15 protein-coding genes are annotated in these 18,439 nt (G+C 46.9%); 9 read left to right on the top strand and 6 right to left on the bottom strand.

The genetic code is table 11. The features are described 5' to 3' along the window. Positions 1-18: 18 nt before the first annotated feature. From EXU85_RS35110 to EXU85_RS35090, 5 genes are all read left to right on the top strand, one after another. On the top strand, positions 19-1,197 hold the full coding sequence (locus EXU85_RS35110) for an XdhC family protein (protein WP_142776540.1): 1,179 nt from the start codon (positions 19-21) through the stop codon (positions 1,195-1,197). A gap of 2 nt (positions 1,198-1,199) precedes the next feature. Next, a complete protein-coding gene (locus EXU85_RS35105; protein WP_142776539.1) occupies positions 1,200-1,832 on the top strand; it encodes an NTP transferase domain-containing protein in 633 nt (210 codons plus the stop codon). A gap of 88 nt (positions 1,833-1,920) precedes the next feature. Next, a complete protein-coding gene (gene ruvX, locus EXU85_RS35100) occupies positions 1,921-2,334 on the top strand; it encodes a Holliday junction resolvase RuvX (protein WP_142776538.1) in 414 nt (137 codons plus the stop codon). 78 nt (positions 2,335-2,412) lie between these two features. Continuing rightward, positions 2,413-2,985, top strand: coding sequence for a peptide deformylase (gene def / locus EXU85_RS35095; protein ID WP_142776537.1), 573 nt, complete (start codon positions 2,413-2,415; stop codon positions 2,983-2,985). Between the two features lie 93 nt (positions 2,986-3,078). Continuing rightward, positions 3,079-3,861 carry an amidohydrolase gene (locus tag EXU85_RS35090; RefSeq protein WP_142776536.1) on the top strand — a complete coding sequence of 261 codons (783 nt, stop codon included), beginning with the start codon at positions 3,079-3,081 and terminating at the stop codon, positions 3,859-3,861. Here EXU85_RS35090 and EXU85_RS35085 read toward each other — a convergent pair. Further along, positions 3,858-4,538, bottom strand: a complete 681-nt coding sequence (locus EXU85_RS35085) for an HAD family hydrolase (protein ID WP_142776535.1) — start codon at positions 4,536-4,538, stop codon at positions 3,858-3,860. The two genes, EXU85_RS35090 and EXU85_RS35085, sit on opposite strands and share 4 nt — an antisense overlap. Before the next feature lie 167 nt (positions 4,539-4,705). Between EXU85_RS35085 and EXU85_RS35080 the strand changes: the two genes are divergently transcribed. After that, complete coding sequence (locus tag EXU85_RS35080) at positions 4,706-6,217, top strand: DUF4301 family protein (RefSeq protein WP_142776534.1); 1,512 nt, start codon at positions 4,706-4,708, stop codon at positions 6,215-6,217. A 109-nt stretch (positions 6,218-6,326) separates the two neighbouring features. Here the strand turns inward: EXU85_RS35080 and EXU85_RS35075 are convergent, their stop codons facing one another. Beyond that, a complete protein-coding gene (locus tag EXU85_RS35075) occupies positions 6,327-6,821 on the bottom strand; it encodes an Rrf2 family transcriptional regulator (protein WP_142776533.1) in 495 nt (164 codons plus the stop codon). Between the two features lie 463 nt (positions 6,822-7,284). Between EXU85_RS35075 and EXU85_RS35070 the strand changes: the two genes are divergently transcribed. Then, positions 7,285-10,551, top strand: coding sequence for a TonB-dependent receptor (locus tag EXU85_RS35070; protein ID WP_142776532.1), 3,267 nt, complete (start codon positions 7,285-7,287; stop codon positions 10,549-10,551). 311 nt (positions 10,552-10,862) lie between these two features. Here the strand turns inward: EXU85_RS35070 and EXU85_RS35065 are convergent, their stop codons facing one another. After that, on the bottom strand, positions 10,863-12,308 hold the full coding sequence (locus tag EXU85_RS35065) for a M14 family zinc carboxypeptidase (RefSeq protein ID WP_246859373.1): 1,446 nt from the start codon (positions 12,306-12,308) through the stop codon (positions 10,863-10,865). A gap of 16 nt (positions 12,309-12,324) precedes the next feature. Next, positions 12,325-12,714, bottom strand: a complete 390-nt coding sequence (gene crcB, locus EXU85_RS35060) for a fluoride efflux transporter CrcB (protein WP_142776531.1) — start codon at positions 12,712-12,714, stop codon at positions 12,325-12,327. 188 nt (positions 12,715-12,902) lie between these two features. On the opposite strand from crcB, the gene EXU85_RS35055 reads away from it, so the two are divergent. Next, entirely contained in the window at positions 12,903-14,207 is a 1,305-nt protein-coding gene (locus EXU85_RS35055; RefSeq protein ID WP_142776944.1) for an APC family permease, read from the top strand. A gap of 79 nt (positions 14,208-14,286) precedes the next feature. Then, on the top strand, positions 14,287-16,164 hold the full coding sequence (locus EXU85_RS35050) for a heparinase II/III family protein (protein ID WP_142776530.1): 1,878 nt from the start codon (positions 14,287-14,289) through the stop codon (positions 16,162-16,164). 33 nt (positions 16,165-16,197) lie between these two features. Here the strand turns inward: EXU85_RS35050 and EXU85_RS35045 are convergent, their stop codons facing one another. Then, positions 16,198-16,998, bottom strand: a complete 801-nt coding sequence (locus tag EXU85_RS35045; protein WP_142776529.1) for a hypothetical protein — start codon at positions 16,996-16,998, stop codon at positions 16,198-16,200. 153 nt (positions 16,999-17,151) lie between these two features. Then, entirely contained in the window at positions 17,152-18,432 is a 1,281-nt protein-coding gene (locus EXU85_RS35040; RefSeq protein ID WP_142776528.1) for a D-alanyl-D-alanine carboxypeptidase/D-alanyl-D-alanine-endopeptidase, read from the bottom strand. Between the last annotated feature and the right edge of the window lie 7 nt (positions 18,433-18,439).

Below are 18,439 nucleotides of genomic sequence, written 5' to 3'. Positions count from 1 at the left end.
ATTTCAAACCCAATAGTCATGAAAGAAATAACCCGTATCGTTGACGTTTTTGAACAGATTGACTTTTCGCAACGGAAAGCCGCTCTGGCCACGGTTGTGTGGGTCGAAGGTTCGTCGTACCGTCGGCCGGGTGCTCGTATGCTTATTACCGACGACGGTCGTTGGGAAGGAGCCATTAGTGGCGGCTGTCTGGAAGGCGATGCATTACGCAAAGCGCGGCAGGTAATGCTCGATGGAGAACCGATTGTTGTTACCTACGATACGATGGACGATGGCGCCAACAGCTTTGGCGTTGGGCTGGGGTGTAATGGCATTATCGATGTGTTGATTGAGCCAATTGACCCCATTAGCTCACAAAATCCAATTGCCTTACTCAAAGAGTTCACGCAGAAACGCGACGTTCGGTCTCTGGCCACAGTCTTGAAAAGCGATGAATTTACAGGGCTGGCTCCGGGTAATCGGTTTATGCTCACAGAGCAAACAACCGAATCGATACCCGCCTGGCTATACGACGATATGCAGGGCGTATTCAATACAGGCAAGCCGTTGACTCGTTCCTATTCTGTATTGTCGGGAAGTGCGGAGATATTTATCGAGCGCATCGATCCAGGTATTGAACTGGTCATTTTTGGAGCAGGTTACGATGTCATTCCTGTAGCCAAACTTGCCCGCGAACTCGGCTGGCAGGTGACCGTTACCGATGATTGCATTGCGCACCTGTCCCCCAAACGGTTTCCGGTCGCTACCTGTGTGCTGTATGCGGGTCGGGAAGTGGTTATTGATCAGTTGACGATTACGAACCGAACAGCCGCCGTGCTGATGTCGCACAATTTCAATTACGATAAGGCTGTACTGGAAAAGCTGCTGACTACCGATGTGCCCTATATTGGTATGCTGGGACCACGCAAACGGTTCGATAAGATGCAGGAGGAATTTAAAAAAGATGGGCTACAGTTTAGTAATGCCTCCCTCAATCGCGTTCACGCCCCTATTGGGCTTGACCTCGGAGCCGAAACGCCGGATGAAATTGCCTTATCGATTATGGCCGAGATCAAAGCCTTTTTTACGAAAGGTGCTGGTGGTTTTCTCAAAGACAAATCCGGTCCCATTCACGAGCGACTTTCTGGCAACTCGGCAAATCATGGCCGGCAGGCAGATCCTATTGATTCTGACAGCATCGGTGTAGATACGATCTAAGCATGCCTATTGCCACGATCATTTTAGCCGCGGGTGCTTCAACCCGACTGGGCGGTCAACCTAAGCAGTTGCTCACTCATAACGGAAAAACACTCATTCGGCAGATTGCCGATGCTGCTTTATCGCTACAATCAGGTCCAGTGATTGCCATTCTGGGCTCGAACTATGAACAAATCCAACCCGAACTTGCTGATCTACCCCTCCAGGTTGTACTAAACCCCAACTGGCCTGAAGGGATGGCATCATCTCTCAAATTTGGCTTAAAGGCACTGATCGATGAACCTGTCGATGCTTTTTTGGTTGTTCTGACCGACCAGCCTTATGTTACCACCGATCTTCTACAAGAGTTAATCACAACTCAGCAACAGACAGGTCGGGGTATTGTTGCCTGCCGTTACGGAGAAGCTGGTCATCTGGGTGTTCCTGCTTTATTCGATATTCGCTACGGTTCCGAATTTATGCAACTGTCGGGCGATATAGGTGCTCGCAAACTCATCAAGCAATACGCTGGCGACTGTGCTGAGATTCCATTCCCGTTAGCCGCCATTGATCTGGATACCTGGCAGGATGTGGAAGCCTGGAGTAAAAGGCAAGGAGCAGGGTTCGAGGATCAGGGAACTCAGCCTAAAAGCTAGGGCATCAGGCATTTTTTCCATCCAGCTCCGTGCTCTACGCACCCTGCTCTTTGCCCCTTCCCCCACCCTTCGTACCTTTGCCACTAAAATGGCACGACTCTTAGCAATCGACTACGGCATGAAACGTACGGGCATCGCCGTAACGGACCCTTTGCAACTCATCGCGTCGGCGCTGGAGACAGTCCCCTCGCATGAAGTCTTAAAGTTTCTGAAAGCCTACGTCTTGCGGGAGCCCGTCGAGGCCTTTATTGTTGGATTACCTAAGGGCTTGGATGGCCTGGATACGGATAACACCCCCCGTGTCAGGAAGTTTGTAACGCATTTACAGAACGCTTTGCCCGATATCCCGGTTTATTGGCATGATGAACGGTTTACGTCTGTAATGGCTCTACAGGCTATGATTGCAGGCGGAAGCACGAAAAAAGACCGACGTGTGAAAGGAAATATTGATAAAGTAAGCGCAGCCATTATTCTTCAGTCGTACATGGAAAGTAAACGATAATGAATAATGTAAGATGGATAATGCACAATGTTCGCTATGTCATTATCCATCTTACATTATCCATTATTCATTAAAATTATGATTCTCCCAATTATTGCCTACGGCGATCCGGTCTTACGGAAGCGCGCCAAAGATATTGAACCCGGTAGCCTCGATGTGAAAACGCTGAGTGAGAATATGTTTGAGACGATGTATGCCGCATCGGGTGTTGGACTGGCAGCTCCGCAAATCGGGCAGAGCATTCGGATGTTTGTGGTGGATGGTGAACCACTCAATGAAGATGAGCCCGAAGAAGATATTGATTCTACGCTGATCGGTTTCAAAAAAGTATTTATCAACCCCGAAATCATTGAAGAAGCGGGCGACGATTGGGGATTTGAAGAAGGTTGCCTGAGTATTCCGGGCATTCGGGGCGAAGTGTTCCGACCCGAGATTATCGTAATTCGCTACTTCGATATCGACTGGAAGGAGCATGAAGAAGAATATGAAGGCATGGCTGCCCGTATCATTCAGCATGAATACGACCACCTCGATGGTAAACTCTTCACCGATTACCTGCCTACCCTCCGCCGGACACTTATCAAGAAAAAACTGGCCGACATCTCGAAAGGCAAAACGGACGCCGAGTATAAAATGAAGTTCCCAAAATAAAAGGAGTAAGGGGAGGAGCGGGAGGAAGGAGGAGGGATTTGTAGCTATTCCCTTTCCTCCTTCCTCCCGCTCCTCCCCTTACTCCTCCTTCTCATGAACATTACCCTCCTCCAAACTGAACTTTACTGGCACGACCCCGTAGCAAATCGGGCTATGCTGGAGGAGCGTATTTTTAATTTAGCCGAGCCAACGGATCTGATTGTTTTGCCCGAGATGTTTACAACGGGTTTTACCATGGAGGCACAGGCCGTAGCTGAGCCTATGAATCTGACAACATTCCGTTGGATGAAGCAAATGGCTGCACAAACGGGCGCGGTAGTAACGGGTAGCTATGTAATACAGGAAAAAAGGGGTTATTTCAATCGACTGATCTGGATGCAGCCTGATGGTCAGTTCGATACGTACGACAAACGTCATCTGTTTCGGATGGCTGGCGAAGACAAGGTCTATACGGCTGGAACTCGCCGAATTATAAAAGAATGGAAAGGCTGGCGTATTTGCCCACTCGTTTGTTACGATCTGCGCTTCCCGGTCTGGAGTCGTAACCGCCAGGCCGATTCTACCGATTTCGAGTACGATTTACTGCTTTACGTGGCGAACTGGCCATCCGTCCGACGTAATCCATGGAATATACTTCTGCAAGCTCGCGCTATTGAGAATTTAAGCTATGTGGCGGGGGTCAACCGGGTAGGTACAGACCATACGGGACATCTCTATTCAGGGGACTCAGCCGTAATCGACTTTAAAGGAGATGTGCTTTTTCGACACTCTGACACAGAAATGGTCCATCAGCAAACACTCTCGCTGGATGAGCTGCGGGCGTTTCGGACGAAGTTTCCGGCAAATCTGGATGCTGATAGCTTTACAATAGACTAGAGCAGGTCCAGTAACTCGCGCATATGCTCCAGCGTTATAAACGATTTACCGGTTAACTGATCATCGGCAACCTGCTCATGCGCCCAGGTGATCGAGTAGGGTATATGGATCGCTCGTCCACCAATGTGAACCACGGGCAGTATATCCGACTTAAGTGAGTTGCCAATCATCAGAAAATCAGCCGGTTGAATAGCATATCGTTGTAATATTCGCAGATAAGCCTGTTCGTTTTTTTCACTGACGATTTCAACATGCTTAAAATAATGGCCTAAGCCTGAGCGGGCTATCTTGCTTTCCTGATCGAAGAGATCACCTTTGGTCAGCACCATTAGGTCAAATCGTTTGGATAGCATTTCCAATACCTCGGGCACACCATCGAACACCTCAATCGGGAAGTCGATTAACCGTCGCCCAATGTCGATAATTTGCTGAATCTCAGTACCTGTGATGGCTCCGTTTGTTAACTCTATTGCCGTTTCAATCATTGAGAGAATGAAACTCTTTGCCCCATATCCAAATATGTTCAGGTTCCTGATCTGCGCATCATAAAATCGCAGGGCAAGTGTCTCCTGATCGATGTGGTGCGACAGCAGTTCACATAATTTCTCTTTAACATCTACGTAATTTGGTTCGTTAACCCATAGCGTGTCGTCGGCATCAAACGCAATTAGTTTCATAACAAAGTGTTGGCATTTGGAACTAGGCAAAAGTAAGGGCAGAATCCAGAATCAGGTAATTGGTATTAACCTTTCCTACTGATTTTACCTTAATTTGATTTGCGTCATATTGCTGAAATACCCAATTTGCCACCCGTTCCTAACGCTATTTTACCTTTATTATCAATATGGCATTTACTGAGCAGGATCAGGACCAGATTCTGGTACAGGGCGTATCGCTCGACCAGATTGACCAACAGATAAACTATTTCGTTCACGGCTTCCCATTCCTAAACGTCATCAAAGCCGCTACTATTGGCGATGGTATCGTTCGAATTGAGGAAGACCAGATACCGGCCTACATTCACCGCTTCGATGCGGCTGCTCATGAGCGTGATCTGGTCAAATTCGTGCCGGCTTCGGGAGCCGCGACCCGAATGTTTAAATCGCTTTTTGCCGCCATGGATGGCAAATCAGACAAATCGGTCGATGAAGTGTTTACCCGACTGACCGACTTTGCTTTTTATGAAGACTTGAAAGCCGCAATGGCAGCCAAGGGCCAAGATTTGGACAAAGCCGTTGCCGAAAATGAGCGGAAAACCGTTTTACAGTTTTTACTGACTGACGAAGGTCTGGAGTACGGCAGTTTGCCCAAAGGCTTACTTAAATTCCACCAATACATTGACGGTCCTCGTACACCGGTAGAAGAGCATTTGGTAGAAGGAGCCGCCTACGCCAATTCGGATGGATTGGTTAAAATCCATTTCACCGTCTCGCCCGAACACCGCGACCGGTTTGAGACACTAATTGACGAACAGAAAGCCGATTACGAAGCCTGGCTGGGTGTTACCTTCGATATTACGTTCTCTGAACAGAAAAAATCGACGGATACCATTTCGGTAAACCTGGACAATTCGCCTTTCCGTAACGCTGATGGATCACTATTATTCCGTCCGGCGGGTCATGGTGCACTGATCGAGAATCTTAATGATATTCAGGCTGACATCGTTTTTATTAAAAACATTGACAATGTTGTTCCTGATGAGATTAAAGAGCCAACTGTAACCTACAAGAAAGTGCTGGCAGCCGTATTGCTCGATGCTCAGCAACAGATTGCCCGGATACAGGGTTTGCTGGACAGCGAAGAGGTGAGTGATGGTTACCTGGCCGAAGCCGACGAGCTTTTCCGCCGTACCCTATTTACGCTACCTCCCGAAGGCTTCGAGGACTTGTCGAAAGAGGAGAAGGTAGGTTACTTCCGTCGGAAACTGGATCGGCCTGTACGTGCCTGCGGGATGGTAAAAAACGTTGGCGAACCAGGTGGTGGGCCATTCTGGGCCAGAAATCAGGATGGTTCCGTTTCGTTACAGGTGGTTGAGTCAGCTCAAATTGACTTAGCAAACCCAGCCCAAAAAGCCATTTTTGATGAGGCTACCCACTTCAATCCAGTTGATTTAGTTTGTGGACTGAAAGACCATAACGGACGCAAATATGATCTTCCTGCCTACCGTGATCCACTAACGGGCTTCATTACAGCTAAATCGAAAGATGGAAAAGATCTCAAGGCGCAGGAGTTGCCTGGCCTCTGGAACGGCGCTATGGCCGACTGGAATACGATTTTCGTAGAAGTACCCCTTATTACGTTCAATCCGGTAAAAACGGTTAATGATCTGCTACGGAAAGAACACCAACCAGCGTAAAGTCGATTAGTTAAAAGTGAAGTAGGTGTAGTAAGTGGCTGATGCGATTGTATTGCTTTTCGCGTCAGCCACTTACTACACCTACTTCACTTTTAACTAATAACTTACCTTAGGCAGTCATTCGATTCGCTGACGATTCAACCAATTCGGTGGTATTGGCGCCTATGGGAATTTCTTTCGTTTCGAGTGAAGCCGGATTCTGGAACGTTAGCAAGGTTGTATTTTCATATACCCCGAGGTTCGCATCCCGCACCCGCTCCATAATAGGTCGTAGTGCGCAAGTGACTTCATCGTTGCAGTCATCACACTTCACATAGAAGTTAAACGATACGCAGGGAGTTGGTGCAATGGGCCCATCAATTACGCGAAGTACCTGCGCCAGATTTACCCGACCCGGATCAACACGTAACAGATAACCACCGCCTTTCCCCTTCTGACTCTGCAGAATACCGTGGTTACGAAGTTCCAGGAGGATAGCCTCTAAGAATTTTTTGGGGATATTTTCTTTCGCTGAAATGTACGAAATCAGGACGGGACCTTTCCCGTACTCTTCAGTCAAAACCTTAAGCGCCTTAATGGCATACTTCGCTTTCTTAGAGATCATTGTTACGGTGACTAAGGGTGTTATAGTAAATGGTAATGCCTGTAGTTTGGCAGGTACTACTTGAATGCATGTGGGCAAATTAGTAAGTACTTCACATTCAGCCAAAACTTATTAGGCTTCCGTGGAAAATGTTTCAAATAAAGGAACATTTTCTTGACTTATATCTCCACTTCTACAAGTTTAATGCCGAACATTCACAAATATCCTAAAAGTTCATCGACTTACTTGGGTACTGAGCGAAAAGGTGATTTTGACGTAACGCATCTGCAAGCGAACAAGGTAAGATCAACCATTAAAAAACCGCAACTCATTTACCAAACGGCCTCTATTACCAATAGATTATACACAAATACCCGTCCTTAACAATTTCTTAATTATACATACCTCTTTCATAACATACAGCTAACAGGCCCAGTGTGGTTTTCCATGAATTTTGCACTGGAAATCACCAATATAGTTTGAAATGAAATTACTTGTTCCTTCTGTACTAGTTGCACTTATCCTTTTTATAGCCCCATTGGCCACCTGGGCACAAGTAACAACCAGCGGGCTTAGTGGACATATTACCGATGCCAAGAAAGAAGCCCTGGTTGGAGCAACGGTACAAGCAGTTTACACGCCAACCGGCACCAAATATGCCGCTGTTACAGATATTGACGGGCGATACCGTATTAATAATATGAATGCAGGTGGTCCTTACGAAGTCGTTGTCACCTATGTAAGTTATCAAACCGCCAGTCGTAATGATGTTGTACTTCAACTGGGCGAAACAACTAATCTTAACTTTACCCTTCAGGATGCCAGCACACAACTAAGCGAAGTTGTCGTGAAAGCCAATCGGGAAGCAGAACGGCAGGGAGCAGGTCTCAGCGTGAGTGGAGAAACCATCCGCCGGTTACCCACTATTTCGCGGAGCCTGACCGATATGACGCGTTTATCGCCACAGGTCAATAATAACAACTCATTTGCGGGTACGAACTTCCGGTATAATAACGTAACCGTAGATGGCGCGATCAATAACGACGCCATTGGTTTTAGTCCCTCGCTAGGCGGATCAACCGGCACATCAGGCCAACCGGGTTCGAGTACACGTACAAATCCAATTAGCCTCGATGCCATTCAGGACATTCAGGTTGCCGTGGCACCGTTTGATGTACGCCTGGGTAACTTTTTGGGTGGATCGGTCAATGCAGTAACACGCAGTGGCACCAATGAAGTAACAGGTTCCGTTTATGGATTTACCCGAAATGCCAGCTTAACCGGCTCATGGAATGGTGCATCGGATGCCAAAGAAAAGCTGCCCAGTACATTTTACGAGTATCAAACAGGCGTCCGGGTAGGGCTTCCGCTTATCAAAAATAAACTCTTTTTCTTCACCAACGAAGAAATTACCCGTAGGCAGGACCCCGTCCAGTTTCAGGCTGGTTCACCCAGCTCCTTGATTAAAGACGTTGCCGTTGCCCAGCAAATCAGCGATTTTGTCAAAACAAACTATGGCCTTGATGCTGGTTCCTATGGCGACTACTCGATTTATGCTAAAAGCACGAAGTTATTCAACCGTATTGACTGGAATATCAATGACAAAAACCAGTTGAGTATCCGTAACAATACGGTGTTTTCAGAAGCAACGAACCTGGAACGGGATGCACAAAATTTCCGGTTTGGTAGTATCGACTTTAAACAGACCAACAATCAAAGTAGCACAGTTGCTGAGTTAAAAAGTCAGTTTGGTGGTCGGGCGTCAAACAGTTTGATCCTTGGTTATTCAAACGTTCATGATTTCCGAAACACCTTATCCAATGTCAGGACCTTTCCACAAGTTGAGATTGCCTATAATGGCGGTACGATATTTTTAGGAAATGACCGGGAAGCATCGGTATTCAACCTGCGTCAGAAAACCTTTGAGGTAACCGATAACTTTACCTTCTATCTGGGAAAAAATACCTTTACGGTTGGTACGCACAACGAATTTTACACGATCGACTACGGGTTTGTCAATTCGCCTAACGGACGGATTTCTTACGCAGGTACAGGAGCTATTGCCGCTTCGAATACGCCTGCCCGAAGTGGTTTGGATAATTTCTTCCTCAAATTACCGAACCGGGTTCGAGGCTCCTACCCCTTTGGTGATGCCACGAACAACCTGGATACTCAATTCAACAATCCATATGCACACTTCAATGTCAACCTGATGAGTTTCTACGTTCAGGATGATATTCAGCTTAGCGACCGTCTGAAGCTTTCTCCTGGTGTTCGTTTCGATTACTCAGGCCTGCCAAACAAGCCAACGCTTAGCTCACAGGTAACGGGGTCGGCTGGTGATCCAACGAATATGGGTACTACCTATAGCTTCACACCCCTAAACCAAATTACCAATAGCTTTTTGAATAATGTTCAGATCTCCCCTCGCTTAGGCTTTAACTTCGATGTAAAGGGCGACAAAAGCGTAGTTATTCGGGGTGGAACGGGCTTGTTTACCGGTCGGATTCCATTTGCCTGGTTAGGCTATGCGTTCTACAACAATGGCGTAGGTTACGGTGCGTATGACTTTAATAACAACGCCACGGCAACCACCAAACTGGTAGGCGACCCACTTGTTCCGAACGGCGGATTACTGATCAATAATAACCCAGCCAACGGCGGTGTAACCCGGACTCAGGTCGACCTGATTGACAATAATTTCAAAATGCCTCAGATGTTCCGCAACAACATCGCCGTCGATTATACAGTAAATGGCTATAAGCTTACCGTTGAAGGTTTGTACACGAAAGTGATTCAGGACCTGAAGTTTCAGCAGGTAAATACCAAAGATGTAGTCCGGTATTACAGCTATGATACACAACAACAGCAGCCAATTTATGTAGCCGCAAACGGATCGGCGGGTGCTCAGCGGATCGATAATAATTTTGCGAACGCTTACCTGTTATCGAACACCAATAAAGGGTATCGGTACAGTATTACGGCTCAGATCCAAAAGAACTACGCTGCTGGCTTCGGGTTTTCAACAGCTTATACCTACGGAAAATCGTATGACCTGACAAACGGTATCCGAAATTCAATGGAATCGAACTGGCAGTTGAACCAGTCATTGAGCCCAAACAACCCCCAGCTGGCTTACTCAAACTTCGATATTCGGAACCGCATTGTGGGTACGATCAACTACCGTAAGCTATGGAATCCACGTAATGCGACTACCGTTACGTTGTTCTACGCCTTACAATCGGGCACACCATTTTCGTGGGGCTATGTCAACTCAACTGTTGATGGAACAGGACAGGCCAATAGCTTAGCCTATATTCCTAAAGATCTGGCCGAAGCGCAGAAGCTTTTACCAACAGGAACACAAGCAACTGACTTTATGGCCTTTGTGGAGTCAGATTCGTATCTAAAAACACGTAAAGGAACCTTTACCGAGCGTAACGGTGGACGTACACCCTGGAACAATACGATGGATCTGCGGTTTCTGCATGAGTTCAAATTGAAAGGCCGTCAGTCGATTCAGATCAGCTACGACATTATTAATTTCCTGAATCTGCTGGACAAAAAACTGGGCTATTCTTATTTCTCTCCCAACACATTCAACTCGACGGCATCGATTGGTCTCTCTCGGACAAACAACCCGACAACCGGCGACCCAACCTTTACCTGGTCAGCTCCGGCGGCTCCCTATTCAATTGATCCGCTTGGTTCACGCTGGCAGATGCAGATTGGCGCGCGGTATACGTTCTAAACCTAGTTTCACTTTCTTGTTATCACAAATCGCCCGGCTGAATAGTCGGGCGATTTGTGATATGACTATTTTCTGTTGTTACTGTTCACGCTTGGCTTCGCCGAGTGTGAACGTTATGAGTAAACTAGAGATTTACCTTGAGCTATTGGGATTCTCCACAAAAGAAAAAACCAGAACAAGGCTCTGGTCTTTCGTGCGACACCAATATGAAGAATTAGAGACAGTTTGCCTGTTTGTGCAAGACTATTTCTAACAAAGGTAATCGCCTGGTATTATATGAATGTTACGCCATTATTACGCTTGCGTTATACCTAGTCAATCACCCCGTTTTGCGGAGTGCTTTGGTTCTCTTTCCAAAAACCATTGACAAATTGGTACTGAATTTTATTGCCTTTTTTCAATAAGAATGTTGGAATTTGTTCTAACTCAAGCGGTTGGGCGGGCACTACGCCTTCACTCAGTAGATGAACAGCCTGAGTCGGGAGATTTTTTTTCTGTGCCTTTCGAACGTTAAACACCACAATACCATCGCGTCGGAGGGCTGGCAAATCGAGCTTAGCGAGGTCAGCTGCCGAATCGAGTGTATCTGGGTACATATAAGCCGGAACCAGGGTTAAACCGGTGGCGTCGATTTCTTCCAGCCCGTAAAACGTTGACAGATCGCCAATATCGTCAACACTGCTCTTGTAGTAAAATGCGCTTGCGGATTTACTATTGACTTCATTATGATTGATCCCAATATCCACAATAACAGGTCGGCCTTCCCGGATGACGGTTGCATTACGAATAAGTACGTCGAACAGCGCACGGCCATTTTCGGGAATAGCCTGGTAATCTGTACTATTTTCCTGCTTGTACGATCCATCGGCGATGGCTTTCAGAGCGGTCAGAATGGCAACAAAATTTAGTTTTCGAATGGTCATCTTTTCTGGATCGCCTTTAAAGCCACCCGACTCAATCAGGATCAGCGTAGTACCCCATTTCTGAATATTGTCGCCGAAAGCGCGTGGCTCAAACTCATCGTCATAGCGGGCAACTTGCCCCGGCACAAACTGTTGTAACGCCCGATTCATGCCTACAATGAGCTGCATGGAACGCTGCCGAACGTCGTTAATGTTTCGCTCTTCATCGTAGGCGGTTGCCAGAAACGACACCACCGCCTGTTTCCCGGTTTTACCTACACCGTAGCGAGGATTTTGGTCGTGCAGATTAAAGCCCACCAGCGGTTTAAGGGTTTGTTGTAGATTTTTCAGGAGCGCTCCTTCGGGGGTTTGCAGACGCAGGGCATCCCGGTTCATGTCGATATCCGTAGCCGTTCTTCTCTGAAAGCGCTCAGCTCCATCAGGATTGAGCATCGGGACGAAATACAGGCTTGTGTTAGCTAATATTGTCTGCCTTAGCTCATCGAAACCATCGTTTTTTGCCTGAAGAAAGTTAAAGATATCGAACATCGCCATCGTCGCCGTGGCTTCATCACCATGCATCTGGCTCCAGAGCAACACCTTGGTTTGACCTGTTCCAGCTTTTACCTGGTGAATCGACCGTTTCTCCAATGACTCTCCCACCTGACTGACGGCGAGCGGGCCACCCAGCGCATTTAGCAACGATAGAATATCTTTATGCTTGAATCGACGGTGTGTAAAGCTTTTCTCTTTAAACGTCTCGTGTGCGTCATGCAACTGACGTGATAAATCCTGGGCTTGAAGGGGTAAACTCATTACTAGTGTAAGCAGTAAAACTACATGTATGTATTTCATAGTTTATTGAACAAACTTATAAACCTCGTCCAAGCCAAAGTCCACCCGTCGAAGCCAATAAACAGAGTAGCACGTTTAAGCCGATATTCAATAAGGCCGCGCCAATACGACCATTTTGTAAGAGTACAACCGTATCATAGCTGAAACTTGAAAAGGTACTAAGTCCGCCACAGAATCCTACGCCAATCAATAAACGAGCTTCCTCTCCCGCCGACCGATTAAGTACCCACCCTACCACCGCTCCCAATATAAAGCTGGCCAATACATTGACAAACAGAATAGCATTGGGAAAGAGCGACCCGGTGAGCGTGGCTGGAATCAAACGCCCAGCAACGTAACGCGCCAAACTACCAACTCCTCCACCTACGAAGACTAGCACATAGGGATGCATCAGCAGGATTCTCATATGGGCAAACTTACGAAAAAACGCTAATTCGACAGAGTTGGCATGCAGACGACATGGATACATCGGATTTTCACCGGCTTTTATTCGCGCAAATCCATTGTATCGGCGGCATCTGCAAGCCAATCCTGCTAGCAAGCGACTTTTTCGCTATTATTGTACAATACCAGCTCCCTCCTACCTGCCGGACTATGGCCCAGAATCAACTCAAAAAATTGTTAGGCGTCGGTTTTGGCGTGGCCGTTACTATTGGTGGCACTATTGGTACGGGTATCCTTCGGAAGCCTGGCCCTATTGCCCAGGACATTGGAAATCCAACCCTTATTATAGCCGTTTGGCTGATTGTTGGTGTGTATGCCTTAGCCGGTTCATTATCGGTAATGGAACTGGGCACCATGCTACCCAAAGCAGGAGGCTGGTACGTATATGCACGCAGGGCGTTTGGCAATTATGCCGGTTTTATCATTGGCATTAGCAGTTGGCTTGGCAGTGTATCGGCTATGGCGTTCGGAGCAGCGGTCATGAGCGAATATATGGGTTTGCTTTCCCCATCGCTCGTTGCGTATCAAAAAACCATAGCTATAGGAATTTTAGTAATTTTTGTGGCTTTTCACTCCATTGGGGTGCAGTTTGCCAGCCGGGCACAGGAGGTAATGAGCGTACTGAAAGGCGTTGGTTTGCTGGTGTTTGTGCTTGTTTGCTTTATTATAACACCCGATCAACCTGTAGCTGTTTCGACCAGCAACATAAGGCCGCTGGCCGAAGGGGGCGTCTGGTTAGGAATTCTGGCTGCTCTCCAATCCGTTTTTTATACGTACGATGGCTGGCACACCGCGGCTTATTTCACTGAGGAGGACGTAGACCCGAGCAGAAACCTACCCCGCTCAATGATTAGCGGGGTTTTATTGATCATTGGTATTTATATCCTGGTCAACCTCGCCCTGCTCTATGTTCTTCCTGTGGAGACGCTGGCGGGTTCGAAACTACCTGCTGCCGATGCAGTCCAGGTACTCTTTGGTCCAGGCAGTGCCCAGGTCGTCACGTTCATGCTGATGATCTCGATCATGGGCATTATCAACGCACAGATCATGTTTAACCCGAGAACCATATTCGCCATGGGTCGTGATGGGTTATTTTTTCGGTTCGTTACGCATGTGAACTCAGGAGGTACACCCACGTACGCGACCATCCTCACGGCAGGAGCTTCCACCTTAATGATCCTGACCAATACATACAGTAAACTCTCCGACATTGCTACGTTCTTTTTCGTACTCTGTTACGCATCAGCTTTTGCTGCACTACTTCGGCTCCGTCAAACAGAACCCGAACTCCCCCGGCCTGTGCGGGCGTGGGGGTACCCTTTTACTACATGGGTCCTGCTCATTGCCTCGCTCGCTTTTCTACTAGGAGTTATTATCGGCGATTTTTCGAGTAGCTTATATGCGGTTGGATTCATAGCGGTGAGCTATCCCGTGTATTTGTTAATCAAGCGATAAGCATTCGTCAGTGGGTAAAGTGGCCATTTCTTTGGCTTATGCGTTTAGGTTCGTTCCTTACTCAAACGCATAGGTTGTTATGAATTCCTTACTCCTTCGATTTACAGGTCTCTTTTTTCTGGTCCATTCTCTTGCTATCGCGCAAGTGGATCAGTTGGCCACATTTACTAAGCTGCCTGATCATCCCCGGTTGTTGTTGCTGAAAGGAGAAGAAGAAGCCATCAAACGTACCATTGGTGCCGATAAAACCTGGGGAAACCTGCATCAGGCTATTCTGACAGCGTGCGATGCGCTGATTGATGCGGCTCCCCTGGAACGTATTAAAATCGGGCGACGTCTGCTTGATAAATCACGGGAAGGCCTACGCCGGGTGTTTTATTTATCCTACGCCTGGCGACTCACTCACCAGGACAAATACCTGAAACGGGCCGAAAAAGAGCTGTTAGCCTTAGCAGCGTTTGAGGACTGGAACCCCACCCATTTTCTGGACGTAGCCGAAATGACGATGGCTGTGTCGATTGGCTACGACTGGCTGTATACTGATTTATCAGAGCAGTCGCGGGCCATTATAAAGGAAGCCATTTTAAAAAAGGGAATTGAGCCCTCACTAGATACTAAATACAACAGTTGGCTTAAAGCAACGCACAATTGGAACCAAGTTTGCAACGCGGGTATGGTCTATGGGGCATTGGCTATTTATGAAGACCAACCAACATTGGCCAAAAGCACTATTAACCGAGCCATTGAGTCGGTGGTATTACCAATGGGCGATTATAGCCCTAACGGAGCTTATCCGGAGGGATATAGTTACTGGGGCTATGGTACCAGTTTTAACGTGATGCTCATCAGTGCCATTGACAAAGCGTTCGGCACGGATTTCGGGCTGACGGACCGCCCCGGCTTTTTAAAAACAGCCGGTTACCTGGAAAACATGACTGGTCCATCAGGCAACGCGTTTAACTATTCTGATTCGGGATTAAGTGGCGAGTTACAGCCAGCCATGTTCTGGTTTTCTCAAAAATCAAAAGACCCATCGTTATTATGGATAGAACGTAGTCGCTTACAGGCTGATGACCCGAAGAAGCATATTCGAAATCGGCTGCTTCCGGCCATTATGCTCTGGAGTAATGGCGTGGGTATGAATGCTATTGGTGAACCCAAAAGCACCATCTGGGTTGGTGAAGGGCGCAATCCGGTGGCGCTCATGCGTACCTCCTGGTCCAATCCGGCAGCAATTTTTGTGGGATTGAAAGCCGGAAGTCCGTCAGTCAATCACGCACACATGGATATTGGCTCTTTTGTGATGGAAGCCGATGGCGTTCGTTGGGCGATGGATTTTGGGATGCAGGAGTACGAATCGCTGGAATCAAAAGGGGTAGATTTATGGAACAGCAAGCAGGACTCGCAACGCTGGCAGATTTTCCGATACAATAATTTTGTCCATAACACCCTCACGGTGAACAATAGCTTGCAACGAGTTATTGGGAAAGCCGCCATTACGAGTTACTCGAACACACCCCTGTTCATGAATGCCACAACGGACTTAACGGATGTCTATCAGGAATCAGTGAAAAAAATTAACCGGGGCGTAGCCATTCTGAACAAAGAGCAGGTTGTGGTACGGGATGAGATCGAAACGACAGCGACAGAAACAACGATACGCTGGACGATGCTGACCCCCGCAACAGTTATCCTAACTGGAAACAAAGCCGAATTGACGAAAGACGGCAAAAAGCTCATACTACAAGTTGACGAACCCGCCCGTATAGAACTAAAAACCTGGCCAACCAATCCACCCCACGACTACGACGCCCCCAATCCGGGCACATTGCTGGTTGGGTTTGAGGTAACACTCCCCGCCAATACCAAATCGGCATTTACCGTTCGTTTAACGCCCGAAAGATCAGTGAATAAATCCCAACAAAACGTGCGGCCATTATCACAATGGCCGCACTAAAATTCATTTCCAGAAAGCTGACAGATTATCTACCTAATATGATTCGTAGGTATAAGTAAGAACTTCCAGAGTATTCCCATTTCTTGTTGCCGTACGCTTGATTGGTAAACCCTGCTGGTTGTACTCATAAACGTAAGTGGTTACTGTATTGGTTAGATTATCGGTGAATTTTACTCTATTATTTCGGCTGAATTGCTGGACAGGGTCAATGTTAGGGTCCATCAATCCAAAGAAGGGATTTAGTTTATCATCATATTCTAATTTACCGAATAATAAAACAGTACGTCCAGAGACAGAATTTGCGGTCGTAATGTTTTCTCCCGTATAGCTAGTATTTATCCCGTTTCGATTGGTTGCATTATCCTGGGCATCTGATTTATAATAGCCGGTCAGGTGTTTACTGGCATCAAATCCATAACTAAATGTAGCATCAGCCACAGGAGGACCAACGTCTGATCTAAAGATAAAAAATCGTTGTACCGCAAAACTAGTACCGTCAAAGACATTAGGGTATGGAGTAATCAATCCAGTACTTCGGTCAGCACCATTAGGAAACTCACTAAAATAGGTATGCTGTCCTCCGGGAAAAGTGTATGAATATTTTTCCAGGAGATCACCATAGGAGAAAACGCCCAAGCTACCATCGGCTTTAGAGATAGTCGATAGTCGATTCTGGCTATCGTAGGTGTAGGTCGTATTAAGGCCAGTGCCTGCAACGGTTTTCAGGCGAAGACGAACAGGAGATAAAGATCCACCCAAACGGTGGTCGGAACAGGCGAACAAGCTCACCAAAAAGCCTAATGCAACTACAAAAGGTGTGATAGAGGTACGCATAAATGTGTTGAGTGAAATGATTTTTTCTCAAAAAAAGCATTCATTACTTAAACACCTATCAAGCCATCAACATGTTTTTGTTTAAATTTATCTATCGGTACAGTTCATTTTTAATGAGCGGAGTAAGGTATTGAGTTTAGTAAGTTATTACACTTAAAATCGTTCATGGATCTCCTTCAACAACTCGCCCGTTCGTCGACGCATTTCACTGACAGTCTGTGTGAAATTATTATGCATAATACTGAAATATAGCACCTTCCCAGATTTGGTTAATACATAGCCACTTAAGTTATATACCCCGGTCATAGAGCCTGATTTAGCAAAAATGTAGGGTTTCCCATCCATAGCCAGGCTCCGTAATGTTCCCGATTGTCCGGCTGCGGGCAACAACGCAAACAGGCGTTGCTGAGGGACTTTAGCATAAATCAGGCGGAGTAAATCAATTAGCACGTTCGGCGTAAACACATTGTAACGCGATAGTCCGGAACCATCTACCCACCGGGCTGCCCCCACGGGTAGGTGCAATACACTATCCACCATTCGGCGTATCTCTGTAGTTGGTATGAGGGTTGAACCTCCTCGCTCTGCCGAAGCCATAAACAACACCTGTTCGGCAAATTGATTATCACTTACATATAGCATTCGTTTGTAAAGTGAGTCTGTCGATGAGCCCCGTATCAATCGGGCATTCGGTGTTAGGGGATGGTTTACAATACCAATAGTTCGGTGCAACGTGTCGGCTAGTAACTGGGCTGCCAACTCTGCCGACCATCGAAATGGCACATCTTGTCGTGCTGATTTGCTACTGGCTGAATACGTAAATTGATTACTAAACTCAGACCGTTTAACACCGTTAATTGCCTTGCCATCGGCAGAAACATGAATGCTATCCACAAATCGGTGGGGACTCGCCGTAACGATGGACTGCAGCCCATTTTGAAATCGAACCACGTTACCATATAGGGGAAATGGTGCTAACTCTGGAGAATAATCATCGTTGTAATCATCCCAGGCCCAACCCGGCCCGAAGCGGGGACCGGTATAATTAACTGGTGAAAAAAACAGTCGTTCCGGGCGTTTTCGCAGAAAAGATAGCGCGGTTGTATCCGGCAGATCAGGGTGAAGCAATAATGGATTTCCGGTTCCCCAGAAAATCAGTGAATCGCCATTCGTAACATAGCGCAATACGGGGAGTGAGTCATGCAATGACAGCAGTCCCGTATAGAAACTAAACAATTTGGTATTCGATGCGGGTGTAAAAGGCTTATCCGCATTGTACTGAATCAGAGACTTTTGCCGCGCAGGATCATAAAGTGCGACACCCGTAAAGTGGTCGGTATAGATTGGATTCGTATGCAGATCTCGGGTGATGCGTCGGGCAGGGGAGCAACCAAGAACAAAACAGACGAAGACAAGCGGAAACAATGCTTTCATACACAAG

Origin of the sequence: Spirosoma sp. KCTC 42546, assembly GCF_006965485.1 — a bacterium.
Taxonomy (GTDB): domain Bacteria; phylum Bacteroidota; class Bacteroidia; order Cytophagales; family Spirosomataceae; genus Spirosoma.
Note: the sequence above shows the minus strand (reverse complement) of the source record. Positions and strands in the feature narration are given on the sequence as shown.